Source organism: Kosakonia sp. LAM2021 (assembly GCF_016620385.1).
In the GTDB taxonomy this organism is placed as follows: Bacteria; Pseudomonadota; Gammaproteobacteria; order Enterobacterales; family Enterobacteriaceae; genus Kosakonia; species Kosakonia sacchari.
On record NZ_JAENHT010000015.1, the window covers coordinates 51,624 to 75,914 of the forward strand.

Here is a 24,291-nt window from a genome sequence, read left to right on the forward strand (position 1 = left end):
CGGCATTTGTTAAAGTCCGCCCCGCCCGCCAACCCCGGCCGGGGCTGCAACCTAAGCGGATTCGAAATAACATGCGCATTCCCCGCATCCACCATCCAGAACTTATCCAGCCAGGCCATGATATCGCTCTCAGCGAAGATGCTGCCAACCATGTCGGACGCGTGCTGCGTATGGGACCAGGCCAGGCCATTCAGCTTTTCGACGGCTCCAATCAGGTGTTTGAGGCCGAAATTATCCGCGCTGATAAAAAAAGCGTGGTGGTGAAAATCCTGAGCAGTGACGTGGACGATCGTGAATCGCCGCTGCATATTCACCTTGGTCAGGTGATGTCGCGTGGTGAAAAAATGGAATTCACTATCCAGAAATCGATTGAGCTTGGGGTAAGCCTCATTACGCCACTTTTTTCTGAGCGCTGCGGGGTTAAACTGGATGCTGAACGTCTGAACAAGAAGCTTCAGCAGTGGCAAAAGATTGCCGTTGCCGCTTGTGAACAGTGCGGGCGCAATCGGGTGCCGGAAATACGTCCGGCCATGGATCTCGAAGCCTGGTGCGCCGAAGAGGAAGCAGGCTTAAAGCTGAACCTGCATCCGCGCGCCAGCCAGAGCATTAACACGCTGCCGCTACCCGTTGAACGCGTGCGCTTACTGATTGGCCCGGAGGGCGGGTTATCCGCCGACGAGATTGCGATGACCGCGCGTTATCAGTTCACAGATATTTTGTTAGGCCCCCGTGTGCTACGCACAGAGACTACGGCGCTTACCGCCATCACCGCGCTTCAGGTGCGCTTCGGCGACCTGGGATGAAAGGAGAAGCAGAATGATCAAGCTCGGCATCGTGATGGATCCCATCGCGGACATCAATATCAAAAAAGACTCCAGCTTCGCCATGCTGCTGGAAGCTCAGCGCCGCGGCTACGAGCTGCACTATATGGAGATGGCAGATCTTTATCTGATTAACGGTGAAGCCCGCGCCCGTACCCGTACGTTGTCCGTCGAACACAATTACGACAAATGGTATGAGTTCGGCAGCGAACAGGATCTTGCTCTCGCTGAGCTGGACACCATCCTGATGCGTAAAGATCCACCGTTTGATACCGAATATATTTATGCGACGTATATACTTGAACGCGCGGAAGAAAAAGGCACGCTGATCGTTAACAAACCGCAGAGCCTGCGCGACTGCAATGAAAAGCTTTTCACCGCCTGGTTCCCGGAATTAACCCCGGAAACGCTGGTCACCCGCAACAAAGCACAACTGAAAGCCTTCTGGCAAAAGCACACCGACATCATTCTTAAGCCGCTGGACGGCATGGGCGGCACCTCAATTTTCCGCGTGAAAGAGGGCGATCCAAACCTCTCGGTTATCGCCGAAACGCTCACCGAGCTGGGCAGCCGCTACTGCATGGCGCAGAACTACCTGCCCGCCATCAAAGATGGCGACAAACGCGTGCTGGTCGTTGATGGCGAACCGGTGCCTTACTGCCTGGCGCGCATTCCGCAGGGCGGTGAAACCCGCGGTAACCTCGCCGCAGGTGGACGTGGCGAACCACGCCCGTTAAGCGAAAGCGACTGGGCTATCGCGCGTAAAGTCGCGCCGGTGCTGAAAGCCAAAGGGTTGATCTTTGTCGGTCTGGATATTATCGGCGATCGCCTGACCGAAATTAACGTCACCAGCCCGACCTGCATACGCGAAATCGAAGCGGAATTCCCGATCTCCATCACCGGTATGTTGATGGACGCTATCGAGAAACGCCTCGGAAAATAACTGTCATAGAAAGGTGCGGGACGGATCCCGCCCCTCGCCAGCTTTGGCTAGTGACAGCACTCCGCTTTCCCCCCATACTAAGCTGTCGCTTTTTTGAACCAGGAAACAGAACCTCTGACAATGAATTTACAGCATCACTTTCTTATTGCCATGCCTGCTCTTCAGGATCCCCTCTTTCGTCGCTCCGTGGTTTACATTTGCGAGTACAACGATGAAGGTGCGATGGGGCTGATTATTAATAAGCCTCTGGAAAACCTGAAAGTGGAAGGTGTTCTGGAAAAACTCAAAATCCAGCCCACAGAACGCGATCCGGCAATCCGCCTGGATAAACCGGTGCTGCTTGGCGGCCCGCTGGCCGAAGATCGCGGTTTTATTCTGCACACGCCACCAGCGGCATTCTCGTCGAGCATTCGCGTGTCGGATAACACCGTGATCACCACCTCGCGCGATGTGCTGGAGACGCTTGGTACGGCAGAGCAACCGAGTGAAGTGCTGGTTGCGCTGGGCTATGCATCATGGGAGAAAGGGCAGCTCGAGGAGGAGATCCTTGATAACGCCTGGCTCACGGCACCTGCGGATCTCAACATTCTGTTTAAAACGCCGATCGCCGATCGCTGGCGTGAAGCGGCCAAACTTATCGGCATCGATATCTCCACCATGCCTGGCGTGGCAGGACACGCCTGATGAGCGGAACCCTGTTAGCCTTTGATTTTGGCACCAAAAGCATTGGCGTTGCCATCGGGCAGCGCATTACGGGCACGGCTCGCCCGCTCAGCGCGCTGAAAGCGCAGGACGGCACGCCGGACTGGAAGCTTATCGAAAAGCTATTAAAAGAGTGGCAGCCCGAGTCTGTGATTGTGGGTTTGCCGTTGAATATGGACGGTACCGAGCAACCACTCACCGCCCGAGCCCGTAATTTTGCCAACAAAGTTCATGGCCGTTTTGGCGTGCAGGTTACGTTGCATGATGAGCGCTTAAGCACCGTAGAAGCCCGCGCCGGGCTGTTTGAACGCGGCGGTTTTCGCGCGCTCGACAAAGGAAGTGTCGATTCCGCTTCCGCAGTCATCATCCTTGAGAGTTACTTCGAACAATATTTCTGAACCTGCCCCGACCAGCAGTTCTCCCTGTTACTGACCCGACGAAAGCCGCGACCTGTTCGCGGCTTTCTGCCGATCGTTCTCACAATTTCTGGCTGTGCTTTTTGCATTTCACGGCGTGTTTCTATAAAAGAAACATAAAGACATTAGCCAGTATCACGATTTTTCCGTCAGGCGTTCGACCAGCGCGTGCAGTGCCTGCAGTCGTGTTTCCACGACCGCGTCGTCAACGTGCCACATTCCGGCAAAGGCGAGCGCGGCGGAGTGCGCGCCAAGGGGTTTTGCCATTGAGACTTCACCGTCGTCATGGTGCCAGACCACATGGCCACGCTCACGCTGTTCAGCGACGTGCGGACCAAGCAGCAGCCACTGCTCTTCGCTAAAGCGCTGTTGCAGAGTTTCATCACTTTCTGCCGCCAGTAACGCCATACCGATGACGGACTGCCAGGCCGGAAGCATATGAAAACCGGCCAACGCCTGGCTGACCTGACTACCGGGCTCGGAGTGATAGATATAGATCACCTGATCCTCCCAGAGCACGCCCATTGCCACCACGATGTCTTTCGGGGCATGGCTTTCCAGTAGCGGCAGCGCCTGGGAGAAAAGTGCTGAACCACGGATGGCCTGCGCCGCCAGCGCATGAATACCGGGGCCAGGCAAATAGCGACGCTGTGCGTCCTGCATCGTCAGGCCAATAGAAGCCATGGTCATCAACAACCGGTTTACACGGGTTGTGTTAATGCCCATCAGGCGCGCCAGTTCGCGACAGCCAATGGCGCGATCGCTGGAAACCAGATACTGCAGGCAGCGAATGCCGTCGATCAGGCTTTGATTGGGTTGTGAAGACATTGCAGGTTCACTTTTCAGGTTGCTCGAAAAACCGATTTTACCGCCAGTAAAGAAGGAAACAAGGTTATGAAAATCTTTCCTCAAACCGATGCCAGAATATTTCCAGCACAGCAACTGCACGCAGACCTGTTAGTTGCAGGCGGCGGGCTGGCAGGGCTTTGTGCCGCGCTGGCGGCAGCGCGAGACGGCCTGCAGGTAGTGCTCGTTCAGGACAGGCCAGTGCTGGGTGGTAATGCCTCCAGCGAAGTGCGTCTGTGGGCCAACGGCGCAACGTCACATATGGGCAATAATAACCGCTGGGCGCGCGAAGGCGGCATCATGGGCGAAATCATGGAAGAGAACCTCTGGCGGAACAAAGAGGGGAATCCGGTGATGTTCGACCTGGTGCTGCTGGATCTTGCCAAAAGCCAGCCGAGGCTGACATTGCTGCTCAATACTGCCGTCTTTGAGGTCGAAAAAACGGAAAATGCCCTCACTGCGGTAAAAGCCTTCAACCCCATTAACGAAACCTTTTACACCGTCAGCGCCGCGCAGTTCTGCGACGCTACCGGCGACGGCGTGCTCGGTTTTCTGGCGGGTGCAGAATACCGCGAAGGCGCGGAAGAAGCAGAAGAGCTGGGCGAAAAAATGGCGCCCGGTGACAATTTTGGCCATAAGCTGGGGCACTCCATCTATTTCTACACTAAGCAAACCGCTGGACCAGTAAACTTTGTGCCCCCCTCTTTTGCGCTGAAAGATATCACTGAGATCCCGCGCTATAAGCGCCTGACATCAACGCTGAACGGCTGCGATTTATGGTGGCTGGAGTGGGGAGGCCGCCTCGATACCGTGCATGAAAGTGAAGAGATCAAATGGGAACTGTGGAAGATAGTCTGGGGCGTCTGGGATCACATTAAAAATTCTGGTGAATTCCCTGAAGCTGCCAATATGACTATCGAATGGGTCGGCGCGATCCCCGGCAAACGCGAAAGCCGCCGTTTCCTTGGCGATCATTTGCTGTGCCAGCAGGACATTATTGAGCAGCGCGATCACTACGACGCCGTAGGTTATGGCGGTTGGTCGATAGATTTGCACCCGGCGGATGGCGTTTATAGCACCCACGACGGTTGCCGGCAGTTTCACAGCAAAGGCACCTACACCATTCCGTTTCGCAGCCTCTACAGCCGCTCGCTCGATAACTTATTGCTTACCGGCCGGCTGATCTCCGCTTCGCATGTCGCCTTCGGCAGCGCCCGTGTGATGTGTACCTGCGGTCTGTTGGGCGAAGTTGTCGGGCGCGCCGCCGCGCAGTGTAAAACACTTAACCTGCTACCGCGTGAGCTGGCGCAGCGCGAGCATATCAGCGCTTTGCAGCAACATTTACAGGCCACTGGCTGTTATATCCCACGTCAGTGGCTGAACGACCCGGCGCAAGGTGCCACCGTCAGCGCCAGCAGCGAATACCAACTGATTGAGCTGAAACCCAACGGCAACTGGCAGTCGCTTTCGGAACGCATGGCGTTACTGTTACCCGTACGCGCAGGCGTGCAACTACCCGAGATGACGCTGCGTTTACGGGCATCAACACCGCAGCCACTGGCGGTTTCGCTGCTTGGCAGCGCACGCGCCGGGAACTTCACCCCGGACTATCAATACGACGAAAACGTGCTCCAGGTCTCCGGCGAAGCGGAGTATACCCTGGCCTTCCAGTGGCAAAGCGATCGCGACCAGTATGTATTTATCGCTTTCGAAGCGCAGGAAGGTATCGAAATTGCGCTCACGGATACCCACCTGCCAGGCATTATGACGGTTTTTAACAGCCTTAACGCCCGTGTGGCAAAACACACCCGGCAGGTCGCAGACAGCGATTATGGCGTCGACGAGTTCGATTTCTGGCTGCCACGCCGCCACCCGCAGCAGATTTTCCCTGCCCTGCGTTTCAGCCAACCACTGAATGCCTGGTGTGCGCAGAATGTATTAAATGGCCGCTTGCGTCCGGAGCAGCAAATCAACGCATGGACGCCCGCTGCTGACGATGTCGCCCCGGAAATCATCTGGCGCTGGGCGGAGCCGCAAACGTTGCAGCATCTAACGCTGGTACAGGACAACGATTTCGATAACGCGATGGAGTCAGTGCAAATGGGTCACCACTATGCCGTAACGCCACACTGCATCACGCACTACCGCCTGTGGGCCGATGAACAGCTCCTGGCCGAGGTGGTAAATAACCACCACTCGGTGTGCCAGCACAGACTGGAAGAACCACTGACGGTGCGCAGCGTCAGGCTGGAGATCCTGAAAACGGCAGGCGCGCTGCCTGCGGTTTACTCACTTAACATCCGCTAAAGCCAGCCTTGTAGCACCCGTTGTTGGTGGCTTTGTGCGAAAGTTTGCATTCCAGCCTGTTGCCCGGTTTGCATCACCCCGGGCAACTGGTGCGTTTTGCCTTCGCGAATCAGGCTCGCCACCGCCGGAGAGTTAATCAGCAACTCAAATAACGCCACTCTCCCTCCCCGCTTGTCCGCCTCAAGTTTTTGCGCCAGCACCGCCTGCAGACTTCCCGCCAGTTGGCTGCGTACAGGATCTTTTTCTTGCGCAGGAAAGGAATCAACCAACCGCTCTACAGCTTGTGCTGCGCCGCGCGTATGCAGCGTCGCCAGCACAAGATGGCCGGTTTCAGCGGCGGTCAGCGCCAGACGGATGGTCTCGCTGTCGCGTAACTCACCGAGAAGGATCACATCCGGATCCTCACGCAGCGCCGCACGCAGACCGTCGGCAAATGTCATGCAATGCAGACCCACTTCCCGCTGCTGAATCAGGCAGCGGTTGCTGGTGTGAACAAACTCGATCGGATCTTCCAGCGTGAGAATATGCGCATCGTTATGTTGATTCAGATAATCCACCATGGCTGCCAGGGTGGTAGATTTGCCGCTACCAGTGGCACCCGTCACCAGTATCAGGCCGTTTTCACGCCCAAGTAATTCGCCCAGCAGCACAGGCGCATCCAGCTCACTGAGCAGTGGGCAGCTTTGCGGCAGCACACGTAACGCCAGCGAAACGCCACCGTGACGCGTAAAGGCACCTGCCCGCAGCCTATGCCCTGCGGCTGTCGTCAGGGCAAAATCGACCTGCCCCCGCTCTCGCCACAGACGCTGCTGAGCAGTATTGAGGTGCAGATCAATCAGCCCGGCGAGATCCGCTATTTCAAACGGCGCGGGTTCCAGACGGCCTTGCTGCCGCCAGCGCGGCGCTGAGCCACTGCACAGGTGTAGATCCGAGACATTATGCTTTACACTAAGCGCCACTATTTCTTCTATATCCATATAGCCATCCTGGAATCATGAACGATATTGCGCATAACCTGGCACAGGTCCGGGACAAAATCTCAGCCGCCGCAACGCGCTGCGGCCGTGCTTCAGAAGAAGTGACATTGCTTGCAGTGAGCAAAACTAAACCTGCGAGCGCTGTCGCAGAAGCGATCAATGCCGGGCAACGTGCTTTTGGCGAAAACTATGTTCAGGAAGGGGTGGATAAAATTAACCACTTCAGGCAACTGGGCGTTCAGGGTTTGCAATGGCACTTTATTGGCCCGTTACAGTCCAACAAAAGCCGTCTGGTGGCGGAGAACTTCGACTGGTGCCACACGGTAGACAGGTTGCGCATTGCCAGCCGTTTAAGCGAGCAGCGCCCGGCAACGTTAGCGCCGCTGAATGTGCTTATTCAAATCAACATCAGCGATGAGCAGAGCAAATCCGGTATTGCGCTCAGCGAGCTGGATGCGCTGGCCGCTCAGGTAGCCGAGCTACCCGGCGTTTGCCTGCGCGGGTTGATGGCAATACCTGCGCCGGAAACAGATTACGAACGCCAGTTTGCCGTGGCACGGCAAATGGCTGTAGCATTTGAGGCGTTGAAAACACGCTATCCGACGGTGGATACCCTGTCGTTGGGCATGTCCGACGATATGACCGCCGCCATTGCGGCGGGAAGCACGATGGTGCGCATTGGTACGGCCATTTTTGGTGCGCGCGATTACACGAAAAATTAAGGAAAACTGAGGAACGCCATGAAGACGTTGACTTTCCTGCTCTCGACAGTGATTGAACTCTACACAATGGTTCTGCTGTTACGTGTCTGGATGCAGTGGGCACGCTGCGATTTTTACAACCCGTTTTCGCAGTTCGTGGTCAAGGCCACGCAGCCGATTGTCGGGCCGCTGCGCCGGGTGCTGCCCGCAATGGGGCCGCTGGATAGCGCCTCGCTGCTGATTGCCTTTATTCTGTCGTTTATCAAAGCGATAGTGATATTTATGGTGATCACTTTCCAGCCGATTATCTGGATTTCCGCCCTGCTTATTTTACTGAAAACCATCGGCTTGATGATTTTCTGGGTACTGCTGGTGATGGCCATCATGAGTTGGGTCAGTCAGGGACGCAGCCCGGTAGAGTATGTGCTGATGCAGTTGACCGAGCCGCTGCTGCGCCCGATCCGCAGTTTGCTGCCGGCCATGGGCGGCATTGATTTTTCACCGATGATTCTGGTGCTGCTGCTGTATGTTCTGAATATGGGGATTGCAGAAGTGCTGCAATCTACCGGCGATATTCTGCTGCCGGGGCTGTGGATGGCACTATGAGTGCCGTTGTTACCTGTGAAGACGGGCTGGTGTTGCGGCTGTATAGTCAGCCAAAAGCCAGCCGTGACGCCATTATCGGGCTGCATGGCGACGAGTTAAAAGTCGCCATCACCGCCCCGCCAGTGGACGGCCAGGCTAATGCGCACCTGGTAAAATTCCTCGCTAAGCAGTTCCGCGTGGCGAAAAACCAGGTCGTGATTGAAAAAGGCGAACTGGGCCGCCACAAACAGATTAAAATCTCACATCCGCAACAGATCCCGACAGAAGTCGCGGCGCTGATACATTAGGATCCGCTATGCAAAAAGTTGTCCTCGCTACCGGTAATGCCGGTAAGGTGCGCGAGCTGGCCTCGCTGCTGAATGATTTTGGCTTTGATGTTGTCGCACAAACCGAGTTGGGCGTGGAATCCGCCGAAGAGACCGGCCTGACGTTTATTGAAAACGCGATCCTCAAAGCGCGCCACGCATCACAGGTTACCGGCCTGCCCGCTATCGCTGACGATTCCGGCCTGGCTGTCGATGCCCTCGGCGGCGCGCCGGGGATTTATTCCGCCCGTTATTCCGGCGTTGATGCCAGCGACCAGCAGAACCTCGAAAAACTGCTCGACGCGCTAAAAGATGTGCCGGACGCTGAGCGCAAAGCGCAATTCCATTGCGTACTGGTCTATATGCGTCATGCGGATGACCCGACCCCGCTGGTGTGCCACGGCCGCTGGTCTGGCGTAATTACGCGGCAGGCTGCGGGTAACGGCGGCTTTGGCTACGATCCGATTTTCTTTGTCCCTGCTGAGGGCAAAACCGCTGCGGAACTCACCCGCGAAGAAAAAAGCGCAATATCCCACCGTGGACAAGCGTTGAAACTGTTACTGGAAGCACTGCGTAATGGCTGATTTGCCACCTTTGAGCCTTTATATACATATTCCGTGGTGCGTGCAGAAATGTCCGTACTGCGATTTCAATTCCCACGCATTGAAGGGCGAAGTGCCGCACGATGACTACGTTCAGCATTTGCTTAACGATCTCGATGCGGATGTCGCCTACGCACAGGGACGTGAAATAAAGACCATTTTTATTGGTGGCGGTACGCCGAGCCTGCTCTCTGGCCCGGCAATGCAAACATTGCTGGACGGCGTGCGTGCGCGTTTGCCGCTCGCACTGGATGCAGAAATAACGATGGAAGCCAACCCCGGAACCGTGGAGGCCGACCGCTTTGTCGACTACCAACGTGCCGGCGTGAACCGCATTTCCATTGGCGTACAAAGTTTTAGCGAAACGAAGTTGCAGCGCCTGGGGCGTATTCACGGCCCGCAGGAAGCCAAACGCGCCGCGCACCTGGCGAGCGGGCTGGGGTTACGCAGCTTTAACCTTGATTTAATGCACGGGCTGCCGGATCAGTCGCTGGAAGAAGCGCTGGATGACTTGCGCCAGGCGATTGCGCTCAACCCGCCACATTTGTCGTGGTATCAGCTCACCATTGAACCTAATACGCTGTTTGGCTCACGTCCTCCGGTGCTGCCAGACGACGATGCGCTCTGGGACATTTTCGAACAGGGCCACCAGATACTTACCGCCGCCGGGTATCAGCAATATGAAACCTCGGCTTACGCGAAGCCCGGTTATCAGTGCCAGCACAATCTCAACTACTGGCGTTTTGGCGACTATCTGGGGATTGGCTGCGGTGCGCACGGTAAAGTGACGTTTCCGGATGGGCGTATTCTGCGTACGGCAAAAACCCGTCATCCACGCGGTTATATGCAGGGCAATTATCTGGATAAGCAGCACGATGTGGAAGCGCAAGATAAACCGTTCGAGTTCTTTATGAACCGTTTCCGCCTGCTGGAACCCGCACCGCGTGCTGATTTTTCACGCTATACCGGCCTGGATGAACGCGTTATTCGCCCGCAAATTGAGGAAGCACTGAAGCTGAATTATTTGACGGAAAATGAAGAGAGCTGGCAGATAACAGAACACGGGAAGTTATTTCTTAATTCCCTGCTGGAACTATTTCTTGCCGAATAATTCAGGTGCTGGCTGTTCGGTTATTTGAACAGCCAGCCAGATATTAGCCAGGCTCTACAAAATACTCCGCAAGTACCGCAGAACATCCCGTCGATTAATGCAGTCAGCGAGCCTGCCACAACGAGATAAAAATGGCGCAAAAGGTAAAAATAACAGCCTTCGTAGAAAGAAGGCTGCTGGTTGCGGTCACTTAAGTCCGGAGGTTAATGCCTTACGGCTCTCTTCCAGCGTCACTACACGTTTACAAACATCTTTCCCGAACTGCTGGAAATCCGCTTCCTGATTTTTCCACTCGTTCTGGATAGCGGTCTGTAAACCGCCCAGGCTGCCTAAGACGTTTTGTAATGGGTTGCCGCCGCTTTTCAGCACCGCTTTCGCGCCCATTTCATTAATGCTGTCCTGCAAAATGCCGCCCATTGCCTGATTCACCAGTTGCTGGCCGTCCGCGCGCACTTGCTCAATCGCTTTATAGTGGAAGGTCAGGCCATCGCTACGATGTTCAATAATGCGATTCATCTGCTCTTTTAATTGTGCATCAAGCTTGGTCAGGCGATTACGCATGCTGCTGCTTTCACCTACCTCTTTAACGATGATTTTATCCAGCGCGATGCGGTTTTTCTCCACGCGGCTACGCGCACCATCGTCAATCCACGGCAGCGCGCTGCGCAGTTCAGCCTGGTAATCTTTTGCCTGTTCGCGCTGGGCGGCGCTAAGGGTCGGTTGTTTGCCGTTGAACATCACGTTGCCGTCCGGTGTGATAACCAGATTGCCGTTCTCGCCTTTCACCTGCACGGTTTGCGGGTTGATGATCACATCGTCACGCGGCGTGACGCTACATTGATAGTCGGCCTGAGCCGCGAATGCTGTAAGCGTTAGAGCCGCCGCCAGTAGCGTTTTGCGCATCATAAAAACTCCTGTAGAGACAAAACGGGCCAGCAAATGCTGGCCCCTTATGCTTTAGTTAGTCCCACCAAACGTCGAAAAGTTCGCTGACGCGCACATCGGTCAGCTGGTGTTCTTCAAGCCATTTGCGCACGACAGCCTGATGCTCTTCAGTACATTTGCCAATCTCTTGCAGGCAAATCAGACCATCCCACGCCAGATAACCGCTACCGTCAAACGCCAGCTTGTTCGGCTCAATCACTTCCTGAATAAAGTCATCAACCGTTTTATCAATCTGCTCTTCGCTGGTTCCTTCCGGGAAGCGCCATGCAACGGAAAAACCCAGTTCCTGAAATTCATCGATATGCATTTTTTTACGCAAACGACGGCTGCGGTTTGTTGCCATTATTTCACCCTCTCGAACATTAAGTCCCATACGCCGTGACCAAGACGATGGCCACGCTGTTCAAATTTGGTTACCGGACGCGACTCTGGACGCGGCACAAAGTCGTTGGTCGCCGACAGGTTTTTGTAACCGTCGATGGACGTCATCACTTCCAGCATATGCTGCGCGTAAGCTTCCCAGTCTGTCGCCATATGAAACACGCCGCCCAGTTTAAGCTTACTTTTCACCAGTTCAGCAAAGGGTACCTGAACGATGCGGCGTTTATTATGACGCGCTTTGTGCCACGGGTCAGGGAAAAAGAGCTGCACCATGTTCAAAGAATTGTCAGGAATCATCTTGTGCAACACTTCCACCGCGTCGTGGCACATTACGCGCAGGTTTTCCACGCCCTCTTCATGTGCGGAGGAGAGGCAAGCGCCAACGCCCGGCGAGTGCACTTCAATGCCGAGAAAATTCTGCTCGGGGCGCATCTTCGCCATTTCAACCAGCGACGCCCCCATGCCAAAACCGATCTCCAGCGTAACCGGGGCAGTGCGGCCAAACAGCGCGGTGAAATCCAGCGGCTGTTCAGTGAACTCAACGCCCATCACCGGCCAGTAATTATCCAGCGCGTGTTGCTGCCCTTTCGTCAGGCGGCCCTGGCGACGGACAAAGCTGCGAATGCGGCGCAACGGGCGGCCGTTTTCATCAAATTCCGGTGAAATGACGTCGTTATTCATAAAGTGATCTGCTTGTGAGAGTGTTCAGGAAACGGGCATTATCCAAAGTTAATCGCCCGATGCAAGCACCGGAAAGTTCCGGTTTACAGCTCATCGCCTCTGTGCTGCAATCTTCGCCCCTGATTACGTGATTCTGGTGACCATGCAAGCGTCTCAATTTTCAGCCCAGGTGCTGGGCTGGTACGACAAATACGGGCGAAAAACCCTGCCCTGGCAAATTGAAAAAACGCCTTACAAAGTATGGCTATCGGAAGTGATGTTGCAACAAACGCAAGTGACAACCGTAATCCCCTACTTCCAGCGCTTTATGGCGCGTTTCCCAACGGTGACCGATCTGGCGAACGCACCGTTGGATGAAGTGCTGCATTTATGGACCGGGCTGGGCTATTACGCCCGTGCCCGCAACTTGCATAAAGCCGCACAGCAGGTCGCAAACCAGCATGCGGGGCGTTTCCCGGAAACATTCGAGGAGGTCGCTGCGTTGCCGGGCGTCGGCCGCTCGACTGCGGGCGCGATCCTCTCTTTGTCGCTGGGCAAACATTTCCCTATTCTCGATGGCAACGTAAAACGCGTGCTGGCGCGCTGCTTTGCGGTGGACGGCTGGCCGGGTAAAAAAGAGGTGGAAAAGCGTTTGTGGGAGATCAGCACAGCGGTCACCCCGGCTCAGGGCGTCGAGCGCTTTAACCAGGCGATGATGGATCTGGGCGCGATGGTTTGCACCCGTTCGAAACCGAAATGCGAGCTCTGCCCGCTGCAAACGGGCTGTGAAGCCTACGCGGCGAATACATGGGCGCAATATCCGGGTAAAAAACCGAAACAGACGCTGCCCGAACGCACCGGGTATCTTCTGCTGATGCAGCATGAAGGTGAAGTGTACCTTGAGCAGCGACCACCGAGCGGGCTGTGGGGCGGGTTATTCTGCTTCCCGCAGTTCAGCGATGAGGCCAGCCTGCGTGCCTGGCTGGCGCAGAGGAAGATTAGCGCCGATAATCTCAGCCAACTTGTGGCGTTTCGCCATACATTTAGCCATTTCCATCTGGATATTGTGCCTATGTGGCTTGGCGTGTCCTCGTTCTCGTCTTGCATGGATGAGGGCGCAGGTCTTTGGTATAACTTAGCGCAACCGCCATCCGTCGGTCTGGCGGCTCCCGTGGAACGCCTGATACAGCAATTACGCGCCGAAGTCCGTTAAGCGCGCAAGCAAAGAGGATTATGTTATGAGCAGAACTATTTTTTGTACCTTCCTGCAACGTGAAGCGGAAGGGCAAGACTTCCAGCTCTATCCGGGCGATCTCGGAAAACGCATTTACAACGAGATCTCGAAAGAGGCCTGGAAACAGTGGCAGCATAAGCAAACCATGCTGATCAACGAGAAAAAACTCAACATGATGAACGTCGAGCACCGCAAGCTGCTGGAAGAGGAGATGGTGAATTTCCTGTTTGAAGGCAAAGACGTGCACATTGAAGGCTATACGCCGCAAGAAAAAAAATAAGCCGCTGTTCACGCGCAATCACTGGTAATGCCGCGAATGCATGGGAAGGCATTGCCAGTGCGCAGAAGACACCGGCGCTAACACACCAACACAATTGCATCCCGGAATGATGAAAAAATATTTAGCGCTAGCGATTATTGCGCCGTTGCTGATTTCTTGTTCCAGTTCGAATAAAACGGGCGACGACTACAACGAAGCCTGGATTAAAGACACCAACGGTTTTGACATCCTGATGGGTCAATTTGCCCATAATATTGAGAATTTATGGGGGTTTAACGAAGTTCTGATAGCAGGCCCAAAGGACTACGTTAAATACACCGACCAGTACCAAACCCGCAGCCACATCAACTTCGATGAGGGAACGATCACCGTCGAGACGATCTCCGGCACCGATCCTGCGGCGCATTTGCGCCAGGCGATTATTAAAACCCTGTTGATGGGCGACGATCCGGGTTCTATCGATCTTTACTCTGATGTTGACGATATCCAGATCTCGAAAGAGCCATTCCTGTATGGCCAGGTGCTGGATAACAACGGCGAAGCCATTCGCTGGCAATGGCGTGCCGCGCAGTTTGCGGACTATTTGCTGCAAACACGGCTGAAAAGCCGCAGCAATGGTTTACGTATGATCTACAGCGTGACCATTAACCTGGTGCCAAACCACCTGGATAAACGCGCACATAAATACGTCGGTATGGTGCGCAAAGCGTCACATAAATATGGCGTTGAAGAGTCGCTGATTCTGGCGATTATGCAAACCGAATCCTCCTTTAACCCGTACGCCGTTAGCCGCTCCGATGCGCTGGGCTTAATGCAGGTTGTGCAACATAGCGCCGGTAAAGATGTGTTCCGCGCGCAGGGAAAATCTGGGACGCCCGATCGTAGTTATCTGTTTGATCCGCAAAGTAACATTGATACAGGCACCGCTTATCTGGCGATGTTGAATAACATTTATCTCTCCGGGATCAATAACCCAACGTCACGGCGCTATGCGGTTATTACCGCTTATAACGGCGGTGCCGGCAGCGTGTTGCGCGTCTTTTCCGCCGATAAAGTGCAGGCGGCAAATATCATCAACACCATGACGCCAGGAGATGTATACCAAACCCTGACTACCCGCCACCCATCGGCGGAATCCCGCCGCTATCTCTACAAAGTTAACGCTGCACAGAAAACTTACCGTCGCAACTAATCTGCTGCCTCTTTCGTCTGTTCCGACGAAAGAGGCATAAGATATTTATGTGAGTGATGCAAACGGTTGCGCCAAAGTGTGAGATACGTCACCATATAAAAATGCAATCAGAGGAAGTTTGCATTTTTATGTCGGGCATAACAAATTCGCCACCCCGTAGATGGTAGAATCCTGACACATAACAAACGCAATTGTGCCCATTCCAACATCTATCACTCTCCTTTGTGAGGAAATTAGCATGAATCTTAAGCTGCAGCTGAAAGTCATTATCTTTCTGCAGTTCTGCCTGTGGGGAAGCTGGCTGACTACGCTTGGCTCTTATATGTTCGTTACCCTGAAATTCCAGGGCGCGGAAATTGGCGCGGTGTATAGCTCGCTGGGTATTGCATCACTGTTGATGCCAACGCTGCTCGGTATCGTTGCGGACAAGTGGCTAAGCGCAAAATGGGTTTATGCGCTGTGCCATCTGATTGGGGCGATTACGTTATTTATCGCCGCAGGCGTCACCACGCCTGGCGCAATGTTTGTCATCATCCTGCTTAACTCGCTGGCCTACATGCCAACGCTGGGCCTAGTGAACACCATTTCTTACTTCCGCCTGAAATCCGCAGGCCACGATATCGTGACCGATTTCCCACCGATTCGTATCTGGGGCACCATCGGCTTTATTCTGGCGATGTGGGCGGTGAGCTTCTCCGGTTTCGAACTGAGCCACATGCAGCTTTACATTGGCGCGGCGCTGTCGCTGGTGCTGAGTCTGTTCTCTCTGACGCTGCCGCATATGCCGGTTGCCAAAAGCAAAGAGAAACAGACCTGGGTGGAAATGCTGGGCCTGAACGCTTTCGCGCTGTTTAAAAACAAGCGCATGGCAATCTTCTTTATCTTCTCGATGCTGCTGGGCGCCGAACTGCAAATCACCAACATGTTCGGCAACACCTTCCTGCACAGCTTCGACGCGAACCCGCTGTTCGCCAACAGCTTCATCGTGACGCATGCGTCGGTGATGATGTCGATTTCGCAGATTTCCGAAACCGCGTTTATCCTGGCAATCCCGTTCTTTATGAGCCGTTACGGCATCAAGAACGTCATGATGATCAGTATCATTGCCTGGGTACTGCGTTTTGGTCTGTTTGCCTATGGTGACCCGACGCCGTTCGGTACCGTGCTGCTGGTTCTGTCGATGATCGTTTACGGCTGCGCATTCGACTTCTTCAACATCTCCGGTTCGGTATTTGTGGAGAAAGAGGTGAATCCGGCTATCCGCGCCAGTGCGCAGGGTATGTTGCTGATGATGACCAACGGCTTCGGCTGTATTCTCGGCGGGATGGTGAGCGGCAAAGTGGTTGAGATTTACACCACTGCGGGCATCACCGACTGGAAAACCGTGTGGCTGATTTTCGCAGGTTACTCGCTGGTGCTGGCCTTCGCTTTCGTGATGCTGTTTAAATACAAACACGTGCGCGAACCGGCAGGTGTGGCGCAGAAAGCCTGAGCCCCTTCACCGCCTCTCTGAAGGTGGTTAAAATACAAAGACAAAACCCGGCCTGAGCGCCGGGTTTTTTGTGGCCATTTGACCACCTTTTTTTGTGAAGGTGGTCAGCAACAGGCTTTAGCTTATTGTCTTTGGATGTAAATTGTTCAGAACAGGCAGAGACGTTTTATTAAAGCTTTTAATGCGCGCCTCTGGGTCGTAATCAATACCATTTGCCAGACAAATGTTTTTTTATGGCCTGCTTACAGCCCGGCAAGAACCCAGGCTACCGCCAGCAGATCGGCACTCCCGCCAGGGCTTAAGCGGCGCGCCATTAGCGCCTTATCCATTTCGCGCAGCGCGTCGCTATTCCAGCCCGTTGCCAGCAATCTCGCCGCATAATCCTGTACGTAGTGCAGCCCTTCAATACCGCCGCGTGAAACCAAATTACTGTCGCGGTTCGCGGCCATCAGGCGCAGCAGCGCATTGTGTAACCGCCGCTCCCCGTGCTCCTGATGCCAGTACGGCAACACCGCGCGGCGCACAGTGATAAACCCCTGTTCCGCTTCACCGCGTGCCCCCGTCAGCCCATACTGGCGAAACTGTTTTTCACCCGCCGTGATAGCCTGTGGGCGATCTGCCAGCTCATGTGCCACTAATCCACAACAGATTTCACTCACCTGCTGGCAAAGCGCGTCAGCGCTAACCCTGCGCCCTTGTCCCTGCAAACGCCCGGCGGCGAAACAGAGCAGACCAAGCGAAAAAATGCCGCCTTTGTGTGTATTCACGCCCCCTGTCGCCGTGAACATCCCTTGCTCGCAGGCGATACCCATTGGGCGCAGCAGCCGTAGCTGTTCGCTGGCCGGTTTCTGCGCATGGGTTTTTCCTGCTTCGGCAAAGACCCTGAACCACAGCGCGATCGCCGCAATACTCTTTAAAAACAGCGCATGATCCATATCCTGGTGCGAGCCGTTATTGGCTCTGTCCACCAGCCCCGGTTTGGGGGTTAAATCCAGCTCAAGACGCAGCGCCTGCGCCGCAAGCTCAGGCACGTCAGCAATGGCGGATTTAGTCGCGAGCAAACCAGCCATCAATTAATTTCTCCACGCGAGCCACTACATCTTCTACCGAATGGCGACGCGAGCGGGCGCAGCCGTGTGCAGGTTCATCACATACCAGGCAGCGTCGGGTATTTAAATCCAGCGAATGCCGCCCAACCTGCCCTTCTTTCGGGCAAAACACATCGAAATCCCACAGTCTGCCAAGCGGATGAGTCTGTTCCATCTCCACGCATTGCGCTTTGATTTCCACTGCCGGATGCTCCACGCACCACAGCGCTTCCGCACCGGTTGGCAGCCACAACACCTGCCTGTCCAGCACGCGCCAGTGGTTTTGCCACAGCAACTGGTCGCAGGCCTGGAGTGCCACGCCCATGGTATTGCGGTAGCGAATACTGTCTTTTACCGCGCCGGGGGTAACCAGCGTCAGCGAAATAACCGGTTGTTGATAGTGAGTGAGCCAGTCAGCCTGACGCGCCGCGCGGCTATCTTTCGCCGCCAGCAGCGCTTCGAGGCTGACGCCCGCTCTCACGGGCGTCAGTGTGGTCATAAATTGTCCTCTTTAACCTGACGAACCACATCGATCACGCTGCCGTCGCGATAACGGATCACGCCAACAATGCGGTCAGTGAATGCGATCGGTTTCGGTTCGCCGGTCAGTGAAATCGCACGCTGGTAAAGCGCTTCGATGTCAACGATTTTCAGCCCTGCCGCCAGCAAACGCTCACGAATATCCGGGCGCGCCGGGTTAACAGCAATACCGTGATCGGTGACCAGCACATCGATACTTTCCCCTGGCGTCAGCAACGTGGTGACGCGTTTTACCACGGTAGGAATACGGCTACGCAGCAAGGGCGCGACAACAATGGTGAGGTTAGCCGCTCCCGCGACATCGCAGTGGCCGCCAGATGCGCCGCGCATCACGCCATCAGAACCGGTGATAACGTTAACGTTAAAGTCGACATCAATTTCCAGCGCGCTGAGGATCACCACATCCAGCTGATCGCAACTGGCAGCTTTACCGCCAGGATTGGCATAGACGTTGGTGGAGATCTCAACGTGGTTCGGGTTACGGTGCAGCGAAGCCGCCGCTTCGCCATCGAAACACTGCGTATCCAGCAGTTTTTCAATAAGCCCTTTCTCATGCAGATCCACCAGGCTACCGGTGATGCCGCCAAGCGCGAAGCGGGCTTTTACCCCGTGGCGCTCCATTTTTTCTTCCATGAAGCGTGTTGCTGCGGTCGCTGCTGCGCCGGAGCCGGTCTGCATGGAGAAACCGTCTTTGAAATAACCGGAGTGCTCGATCACATCCGCTGCATAACGGGCGATCATCAGCTCGCGCGGATTGCTGGTGACGCGTGCCGCGCCGACGCTGATTTTCGCCGGATCGCCCACACTCTCTACCTGCACGATCAGATCAACCTGATCCTGACCAAGGCTCGCAGGCATATTGGGGAACGGCACCAGTTCTTCGGTCAGTAACACCACTTTTTTGGCAAACTGCGCATCCACCATCGCGTAACCCAGCGAACCACAACAGGATTTCCCCTGTGTGCCGTTGGCGTTACCGAACTCGTCGCTGCACGGCACGCCGAGGAAAGCGACATCAATGTTCAGCTCACCATCCTGCAACAGCTTCACGCGGCCGCCATGAGAGTGAATCTGGACCGGTTCCGCCATCAGGCCGTGAGAGATTGCATCCGCCAGCTTGCCGCGCATCCCGGAGGTGTAAATACGCGAAATCACACCGTTCTGAATATGCTCGATCAGCGCGTCGTTGCAGGTCATCAGCGAACTGGACGCCAGCGTCAGATTTTTAAAACCCAGCCGCGCCAGCGTTGCCACGACGTTGTTGATCACACGATCGCCTTCGCGAAATGCATGGTGGAAAGAGACGGTCATGCCGTCTTTCAGACCGCTGCGCGCAATCGCGTCTTCCAGCGTCGCGCAGAGTTTGCGCGTGTGTTTGGTGTTGATATCCGCCAGCCACGGCGTCGCCGCGTGCGCGCTTTCAAAGGGTTTTAAATCACGCAGATGGGGAAAATTAACGTGAAGAAGCTCTGTTTGATTCATTGTTCTGTCCTTAACGACGCACGCCGGACGCAGCTGCACGTTCCAGCACCATCTGCGCGTGATTAATAATCGGGGCGTCAATCATTTTGCCGTTCAGCGAAACCACGCCCAGGCCGTTACGCTCGCCCTCTTCTGCCGCTTCGATAACCACTTTCGCGTGATCCACTTCCTGCTGAGTTGGCGCATAGGCGTTATGCAGCAGATCGATTTGGCGTGGGTTGATCAGTGACTTGCCGTTGAAACCCATTTTGCGCACCAGGTCGACTTCTCGCAGGAAACCGGCTTCATCATTGACGTCTGACCACACCACGTCGAACGCATCAATTCCAGCGGCGCGCGCGGCGTGCAGCACAGCGCAGCGCGCGTAGAACAGCTCAGTGCCGTCGCCACGTTCAGTTTGCATATCCATTACGTAGTCAAACGCGGCCAGCGCGATACCAATTAAGCGCTGCGAGCTGCGCGCAATCGCGACAGCGTTAATTACGCCAATCGCCGATTCAATCGCCGCCATTACGCGAGTCGATCCCACTTCGCGACCGCAGGCCAGTTCGATGCGCTCAAGGTGGCGTTCCAGTTCGTAGATATCTTCCGGCGTATCCGTTTTCGGTAAACGCACCACATCAACACCGGCACGAACCACTGCTTCCAGATCTGGCAGGCCAAACGGCGTGTTCAGTGGGTTAATACGTACCACGGTTTCCATATCCTGATACATCGGGTGCTGCAGCGCGTGGAACACCAGCAGGCGCGCGGTGTCTTTTTCGCGCAGCGCTACCGCGTCTTCCAGGTCGAACATGATCGAATCAGGGCGATAGATGAATGCGGTGGAGAGCATGGCGGCGTTAGCGCCTGGCAGAAACAGCATGCTACGACGTAGTTTTTTCACAGCAGTTTCCCCCAGTCGATTTCAGTGCCTTCGGCGGCGCGCAGAATGGCGCTTTGCAGGCGGGCACGGATTACGCAGTCCAGTGCGCCTTTGTCTTCAATGATGATTAAGCCCTGGCGGACTTCCATCGCGCGCAGCGTGGCATCCACTACCTTGCGGATTTGATCGCCGAACTGCTTCATCACCTCGCTGTGGATAACAATATCCAGCTCGCCTTCTGCGGGGGCGATTTTCACCATCAGGTCGCTGGACTCCATCGTCCCGGCCAGCGCCTCCCTTACAATTTTCATAGTTATTTTCCTGATTTTTAAGCGACTTCCGCGCTGTAATGAGACTCAAGGTGCGCAAAAGTGGTATCCGGTACAATTTCCCGAATACGGGAAAACTGGTGTGTTTTGAGTAAACGACGCACTTCCGAGGCAGAGATGGCGGTGCCGGTCGCTTTAATACGCGGAACTTCCACCACCTCGACAGCCCCCGCGAGCAACTGATGCATAGTCTGGTTGTACTGGCGGGTGATATCGCAAAACGGCTCGCTGCCGATAAAGCGGTGGGTAACACCGAGCGCCGGGGCAATATGGTTACGGAAGATGAGCAGGTCGATTTCGCTCCACGCCTGCTGCACTTTGCCGGTCTCTTTAAGGAAATAGGCCGGAAAGGTAGCGCGGGAAATAATGTACTGAGAGCCTTCGTGAACCGTGACATTTGGCAGATGCGCCACGCCCGCTTTCACCATTTTCAGCCGTGCGGAGAAAGGAAAGAACGAAGCATCTTCCCGCACCACAAACAAGTGCAGCCAGTCGCAGGCCTGTGCGGCCTGCTCAACCAGATGCCGATGGCCAAGCGTGAAGGGATTGGCGTTCATCACAATGGCACCGATGCGATTTCCGGCAACGCGGCGCGCCTGCAAAGTACGGCAGTAACGCTGAATGCCAGACGGTGTATTTTCCATCAATATCGCATTGTTGCCGCTCTGGGCAACCGGCCAAAAACCGCTGTGCTGGAAACGCTCCCGATTACAAGGGCGCGTGCACAGGAACAGATGAAAATGTCCACGCGCCAGCGCCAGGTGCTCAACTTCCGCCAGCAACCGCGCGCTAAGGTTTTCCCCACGCAACTGCTCTTCAACCGCTACACACTTGATGACGTTGGCGGCGAGACCTGCACAACCCACCAGCCGGTTTCCCGACCAGGCTTCAACGAAGGTGGTGATATCACTGTCCATACCTAAACCACTGTCTGCGAGCAACGTGCGGATAGAGGCCAGCCGTTGAGTATTGCCGTTGACTTCCGCAACGCGGAAGTCGATGGAGGGTCGTGCTTGCATCGTATTGCCTTCGTCCTTAGTGCGCTGCCGTCAGCGCATGGGCTGGCGCATCAATAATCACATTGCTGAGGTGACCGATGTTTTCGATCTCCACTTCGATGCGATCGCCCGCTTTCATAAACAGCGGCGGATTGCGTTTCTTGCCAACGCCGCCCGGTGAACCAGTGATGATGACATCGCCCGGCGTCAGGCTGGTAAAGGTGCTGATGTACTCAATAAGCTCGGCGACCTTGTGGATCATGCTAGCGGTGTTATCGTCCTGTACCATGCGACCATTCAACCAGGTGCGGATAGTGAGCTGATGCGGATCGGGGATCTCATCTGCCGTGGTCATCCACGGGCCGAACGCGCCGGTCTGCCGCCAGTTTTTACCGGCGGTGAACCAGGTGTGCTGCCAGTCACGCGCAGAGCCATCCATGTAGCAGCTGTAACCTGCGACATGACTTAACGCCGCGTCACGAGAGATGTTTTCACCGCCTTTACCGATGATCACCGCCAGCTCACCTTCGTAGTCGAATTCGCTGGAGTGGCGCGGTTTCAGCACCGGCGCGTTATGCCCGGTTTGCGAGTCGGCGAAGCGCACAAACAGCGTCGGTGCCGGGTTATGTTGATCGAACTCTTTGCGTTTTTCGGCGTAGTTCATGCCGACGCAGAGGATTTTCCCCGGGTTTTCAATGACCGGCAGGAAGTTGAGATCGTCAAAGCGCAGATCCGTCGCTTCACCGCTCAGCTGTTGTGCCTCACTCAGCGCGTCGGCTGCGAGCAACGATTTCAAATCACCGTAGCGGTCGCCCAGGCGCTGGCCCAGATTGATGACACCATCAGCCTTGACGATGCCGTAGCTACGGATCCCCTGATGGACAAAGCTTGCGAGTTTCATATCAGTTCCTGTAGTGCTTAATCAGACGAGGAAATTGCCAAGAACCAGCAGCGATACCGACACGTTGATCGCTCCGCCAATACGGGTAGCAATCTGTGCAAACGGCATCAGGCTCATACGGTTACCGGCAGTCAGGATGGCAACATCCCCTGTACCGCCCTGGCCACTCTGGCAGCAGGAAACAATGGCGACATCAATCGGATGCATGCCAATCTTTTTACCTACGAAGAAACCAGTGGCAACCAGTGCGGAAACGGTACTCACGATCACCAGCAGGTTATCGAGAGTGAAAGCGTGAACCAGCTCTTCCCACGGCGTAATGGCAACGCCCACGGCGAAGAGGATTGGGTAAGTCACGGAGGTCTGGAAGAATTTGTACACCACCTGAGAACCTTCCAGCAGGCGCGGAGAAACACCGTGCGCCAGCTTAACCAGCACGGCGGCAAACAGCATGCCGACCGGTGCAGGCAGGCCAATCAGTTTGTGGCCGAGCATGCCGATCATGTACAGCAACACAGCCAGCAGTGCGCCCGCCGCGATGGTGGTGACATCAGTTTTACCGGAAAACGCGGGGGCAGCCGGCGCTGGTTCATCACCGTTGCTGCGGTTTGGCATCAGTTGGCCTTCGCCGGTCAGATGCGGGAAGCGTTTACCCAACTGGTTCAGGCAGCCGGAAATAATGATTGCGGTCAGGCCGCCCAGCATCACCATCGGCAATACACGACCCAGCGCAACGCCTTGATCCATATGCAGCAACGTGGCGTAACCGATCGAGAGCGGAATGGCGCCTTCACCTACACCACCCGCCATGATTGGCAGAATGATGAAGAAGAAGATCTGGAACGGTTCCATACCCAGCGCCAGGCCAACGCCCATACCCACCAGCATGCCAACCACTTCGCCACACACCATTGGGAAGAAGATACGCAGGAAGCCCTGAATCAGGGTAGTGCGGTTCATGCTCATGATACTGCCGACAATGATGCAGCAGATGTAGAGATAGAGGATGTTGGTTGATTTGTAGAACTTGGTAGTGGACTCGACCACCACATCCGGTAGCAAACCGTAATACACCATTGCCGAAGGAATAAAGGTGGCGCAAATCGCCGCTGCGCCCAGTTTGCCCACGATCGGCAGACGTTTACCGAACTCACCGCATGCAAAGCCGAAGAATGCCAGCGTCGCCACCATCACGACGATATCGCTCGGCAACTTGCCGCCAAGACAATCGATAGCAATTAACGCACCGGCTAGCAGGAATAATGGCAGTGGAATAATCCCCACTTTCCACGTATCCATAATGTGCCACCACTTATCCTTCAGTGATGTTTTTTGAATCGCCAGCGATTCAGAGGTAACAGAGAATGAATCGTCAGTTGTGCTCATAATTAAGCCCCTTGGTTATTTTGTGGCTGTAGAGTAAAGGGCTAAACGCATACTTTATGTGAGGAATAGCATATTAAAACCGGAGTTTTAATGGCTCCTATGGTTTTTAAGGTGTCTTTTATTTTGTGTGATTTACGCCTTAATTATTGGCATGGTTTTTATGGTTTTTTTAAATAGAAAT

27 protein-coding genes are annotated in these 24,291 nt (G+C 55.0%); 14 read left to right on the forward strand and 13 right to left on the reverse strand.

Annotated elements, in window-relative coordinates; all coding sequences use genetic code 11:
- Positions 1-71: 71 nt before the first annotated feature.
- The 4 genes from rsmE to ruvX all read left to right on the forward strand — a co-directional run bounded on the left by rsmE (position 72) and on the right by ruvX (position 2,864).
- Positions 72-803, forward strand: coding sequence for a 16S rRNA (uracil(1498)-N(3))-methyltransferase (rsmE, locus tag JKP81_RS21970; protein WP_200553412.1), 732 nt, complete (start codon positions 72-74; stop codon positions 801-803).
- Positions 804-816: 13 nt separating this feature from the next.
- Positions 817-1,764 (forward strand): glutathione synthase, encoded by a 948-nt coding sequence (gene gshB, locus JKP81_RS21975; RefSeq protein WP_097406108.1) that lies wholly within the window; start codon positions 817-819, stop codon positions 1,762-1,764.
- A gap of 120 nt (positions 1,765-1,884) precedes the next feature.
- Positions 1,885-2,448, forward strand: a complete 564-nt coding sequence (locus tag JKP81_RS21980; RefSeq protein WP_017457580.1) for a YqgE/AlgH family protein — start codon at positions 1,885-1,887, stop codon at positions 2,446-2,448.
- Complete coding sequence (gene ruvX, locus JKP81_RS21985; protein WP_200553414.1) at positions 2,448-2,864, forward strand: Holliday junction resolvase RuvX; 417 nt, start codon at positions 2,448-2,450, stop codon at positions 2,862-2,864. Before JKP81_RS21980 ends, ruvX begins: the two co-directional genes overlap by 1 nt.
- Positions 2,865-3,017: 153 nt before the next feature.
- On the opposite strand, the gene JKP81_RS21990 is transcribed toward ruvX, so the two are convergent.
- Positions 3,018-3,710, reverse strand: a complete 693-nt coding sequence (locus tag JKP81_RS21990) for an IclR family transcriptional regulator (RefSeq protein WP_200553416.1) — start codon at positions 3,708-3,710, stop codon at positions 3,018-3,020.
- Between the two features lie 66 nt (positions 3,711-3,776).
- Between JKP81_RS21990 and JKP81_RS21995 the strand changes: the two genes are divergently transcribed.
- On the forward strand, positions 3,777-6,035 hold the full coding sequence (locus JKP81_RS21995; RefSeq protein WP_200553418.1) for an FAD-dependent oxidoreductase: 2,259 nt from the start codon (positions 3,777-3,779) through the stop codon (positions 6,033-6,035).
- On the opposite strand, the gene JKP81_RS22000 is transcribed toward JKP81_RS21995, so the two are convergent.
- Complete coding sequence (locus JKP81_RS22000) at positions 6,032-7,012, reverse strand: type IV pilus twitching motility protein PilT (RefSeq protein ID WP_200553419.1); 981 nt, start codon at positions 7,010-7,012, stop codon at positions 6,032-6,034. The two genes, JKP81_RS21995 and JKP81_RS22000, sit on opposite strands and share 4 nt — an antisense overlap.
- A 17-nt stretch (positions 7,013-7,029) precedes the next feature.
- Here JKP81_RS22000 and JKP81_RS22005 point away from each other — a divergent pair, with 17 nt between their 5' ends.
- Genes JKP81_RS22005 through hemW form a run of 5 tightly spaced genes read left to right on the forward strand, consistent with a single transcriptional unit; the run spans position 7,030 to position 10,337 of the window.
- Positions 7,030-7,734: a YggS family pyridoxal phosphate-dependent enzyme gene (locus JKP81_RS22005; protein WP_200553420.1), complete on the forward strand. Its 705-nt coding sequence runs from the start codon at positions 7,030-7,032 to the stop codon at positions 7,732-7,734.
- 18 nt (positions 7,735-7,752) lie between these two features.
- Complete coding sequence (locus JKP81_RS22010; RefSeq protein ID WP_200553422.1) at positions 7,753-8,319, forward strand: YggT family protein; 567 nt, start codon at positions 7,753-7,755, stop codon at positions 8,317-8,319.
- Positions 8,316-8,606, forward strand: a complete 291-nt coding sequence (yggU, locus tag JKP81_RS22015; RefSeq protein WP_200553424.1) for a DUF167 family protein YggU — start codon at positions 8,316-8,318, stop codon at positions 8,604-8,606. The genes JKP81_RS22010 and yggU overlap by 4 nt, the downstream gene beginning before the upstream one ends.
- 8 nt (positions 8,607-8,614) lie before the next feature.
- Entirely contained in the window at positions 8,615-9,208 is a 594-nt protein-coding gene (locus JKP81_RS22020; RefSeq protein WP_200553425.1) for an XTP/dITP diphosphatase, read from the forward strand.
- Complete coding sequence (gene hemW / locus JKP81_RS22025; RefSeq protein WP_200553427.1) at positions 9,201-10,337, forward strand: radical SAM family heme chaperone HemW; 1,137 nt, start codon at positions 9,201-9,203, stop codon at positions 10,335-10,337. Before JKP81_RS22020 ends, hemW begins: the two co-directional genes overlap by 8 nt.
- A 186-nt stretch (positions 10,338-10,523) precedes the next feature.
- On the opposite strand, the gene JKP81_RS22030 is transcribed toward hemW, so the two are convergent.
- The 3 genes from JKP81_RS22030 to trmB are packed head-to-tail and all read right to left on the reverse strand — an operon-like array spanning position 10,524 to position 12,344.
- On the reverse strand, positions 10,524-11,243 hold the full coding sequence (locus tag JKP81_RS22030) for a DUF2884 domain-containing protein (protein ID WP_200553429.1): 720 nt from the start codon (positions 11,241-11,243) through the stop codon (positions 10,524-10,526).
- A gap of 55 nt (positions 11,244-11,298) precedes the next feature.
- Positions 11,299-11,625, reverse strand: coding sequence for a YggL family protein (locus JKP81_RS22035; RefSeq protein ID WP_200553431.1), 327 nt, complete (start codon positions 11,623-11,625; stop codon positions 11,299-11,301).
- Entirely contained in the window at positions 11,625-12,344 is a 720-nt protein-coding gene (gene trmB / locus JKP81_RS22040) for a tRNA (guanosine(46)-N7)-methyltransferase TrmB (RefSeq protein ID WP_017457567.1), read from the reverse strand. The genes JKP81_RS22035 and trmB overlap by 1 nt, the downstream gene beginning before the upstream one ends.
- 142 nt (positions 12,345-12,486) lie before the next feature.
- On the opposite strand from trmB, the gene mutY reads away from it, so the two are divergent.
- The 4 genes from mutY (at position 12,487) to JKP81_RS22060 (ending at position 16,521) form a co-directional block, all read left to right on the forward strand.
- Positions 12,487-13,536 (forward strand): A/G-specific adenine glycosylase, encoded by a 1,050-nt coding sequence (gene mutY / locus JKP81_RS22045; RefSeq protein WP_200553433.1) that lies wholly within the window; start codon positions 12,487-12,489, stop codon positions 13,534-13,536.
- Between the two features lie 25 nt (positions 13,537-13,561).
- On the forward strand, positions 13,562-13,837 hold the full coding sequence (locus tag JKP81_RS22050) for an oxidative damage protection protein (RefSeq protein ID WP_200553435.1): 276 nt from the start codon (positions 13,562-13,564) through the stop codon (positions 13,835-13,837).
- A gap of 109 nt (positions 13,838-13,946) precedes the next feature.
- Complete coding sequence (mltC, locus tag JKP81_RS22055) at positions 13,947-15,029, forward strand: membrane-bound lytic murein transglycosylase MltC (RefSeq protein WP_200553437.1); 1,083 nt, start codon at positions 13,947-13,949, stop codon at positions 15,027-15,029.
- Between the two features lie 238 nt (positions 15,030-15,267).
- A complete protein-coding gene (locus JKP81_RS22060; RefSeq protein WP_200553439.1) occupies positions 15,268-16,521 on the forward strand; it encodes a nucleoside permease in 1,254 nt (417 codons plus the stop codon).
- A 242-nt stretch (positions 16,522-16,763) separates the two neighbouring features.
- On the opposite strand, the gene citG is transcribed toward JKP81_RS22060, so the two are convergent.
- Genes citG through JKP81_RS22100 form a run of 8 tightly spaced genes read right to left on the reverse strand, consistent with a single transcriptional unit; the run spans position 16,764 to position 24,110 of the window.
- Complete coding sequence (citG, locus tag JKP81_RS22065) at positions 16,764-17,591, reverse strand: triphosphoribosyl-dephospho-CoA synthase CitG (RefSeq protein WP_200553441.1); 828 nt, start codon at positions 17,589-17,591, stop codon at positions 16,764-16,766.
- Entirely contained in the window at positions 17,569-18,108 is a 540-nt protein-coding gene (gene citX, locus JKP81_RS22070; protein ID WP_175273134.1) for a citrate lyase holo-[acyl-carrier protein] synthase, read from the reverse strand. Before citX ends, citG begins: the two co-directional genes overlap by 23 nt.
- Complete coding sequence (citF, locus tag JKP81_RS22075; RefSeq protein WP_200553443.1) at positions 18,105-19,631, reverse strand: citrate lyase subunit alpha; 1,527 nt, start codon at positions 19,629-19,631, stop codon at positions 18,105-18,107. Before citF ends, citX begins: the two co-directional genes overlap by 4 nt.
- Positions 19,632-19,641: 10 nt before the next feature.
- The gene (gene citE / locus JKP81_RS22080; RefSeq protein WP_086873483.1) at positions 19,642-20,517 is read right to left on the reverse strand and encodes a citrate (pro-3S)-lyase subunit beta; all 876 of its coding nucleotides are present in this window, start codon (positions 20,515-20,517) and stop codon (positions 19,642-19,644) included.
- Positions 20,514-20,807 (reverse strand): citrate lyase acyl carrier protein, encoded by a 294-nt coding sequence (gene citD / locus JKP81_RS22085; RefSeq protein ID WP_020455183.1) that lies wholly within the window; start codon positions 20,805-20,807, stop codon positions 20,514-20,516. Before citD ends, citE begins: the two co-directional genes overlap by 4 nt.
- 17 nt (positions 20,808-20,824) lie before the next feature.
- The gene (citC, locus tag JKP81_RS22090) at positions 20,825-21,844 is read right to left on the reverse strand and encodes a [citrate (pro-3S)-lyase] ligase (RefSeq protein ID WP_200553445.1); all 1,020 of its coding nucleotides are present in this window, start codon (positions 21,842-21,844) and stop codon (positions 20,825-20,827) included.
- 16 nt (positions 21,845-21,860) lie between these two features.
- Complete coding sequence (locus JKP81_RS22095) at positions 21,861-22,724, reverse strand: fumarylacetoacetate hydrolase family protein (RefSeq protein WP_200553447.1); 864 nt, start codon at positions 22,722-22,724, stop codon at positions 21,861-21,863.
- Between the two features lie 21 nt (positions 22,725-22,745).
- Entirely contained in the window at positions 22,746-24,110 is a 1,365-nt protein-coding gene (locus JKP81_RS22100) for a 2-hydroxycarboxylate transporter family protein (protein ID WP_200553449.1), read from the reverse strand.
- Positions 24,111-24,291: the final 181 nt, after the last annotated feature.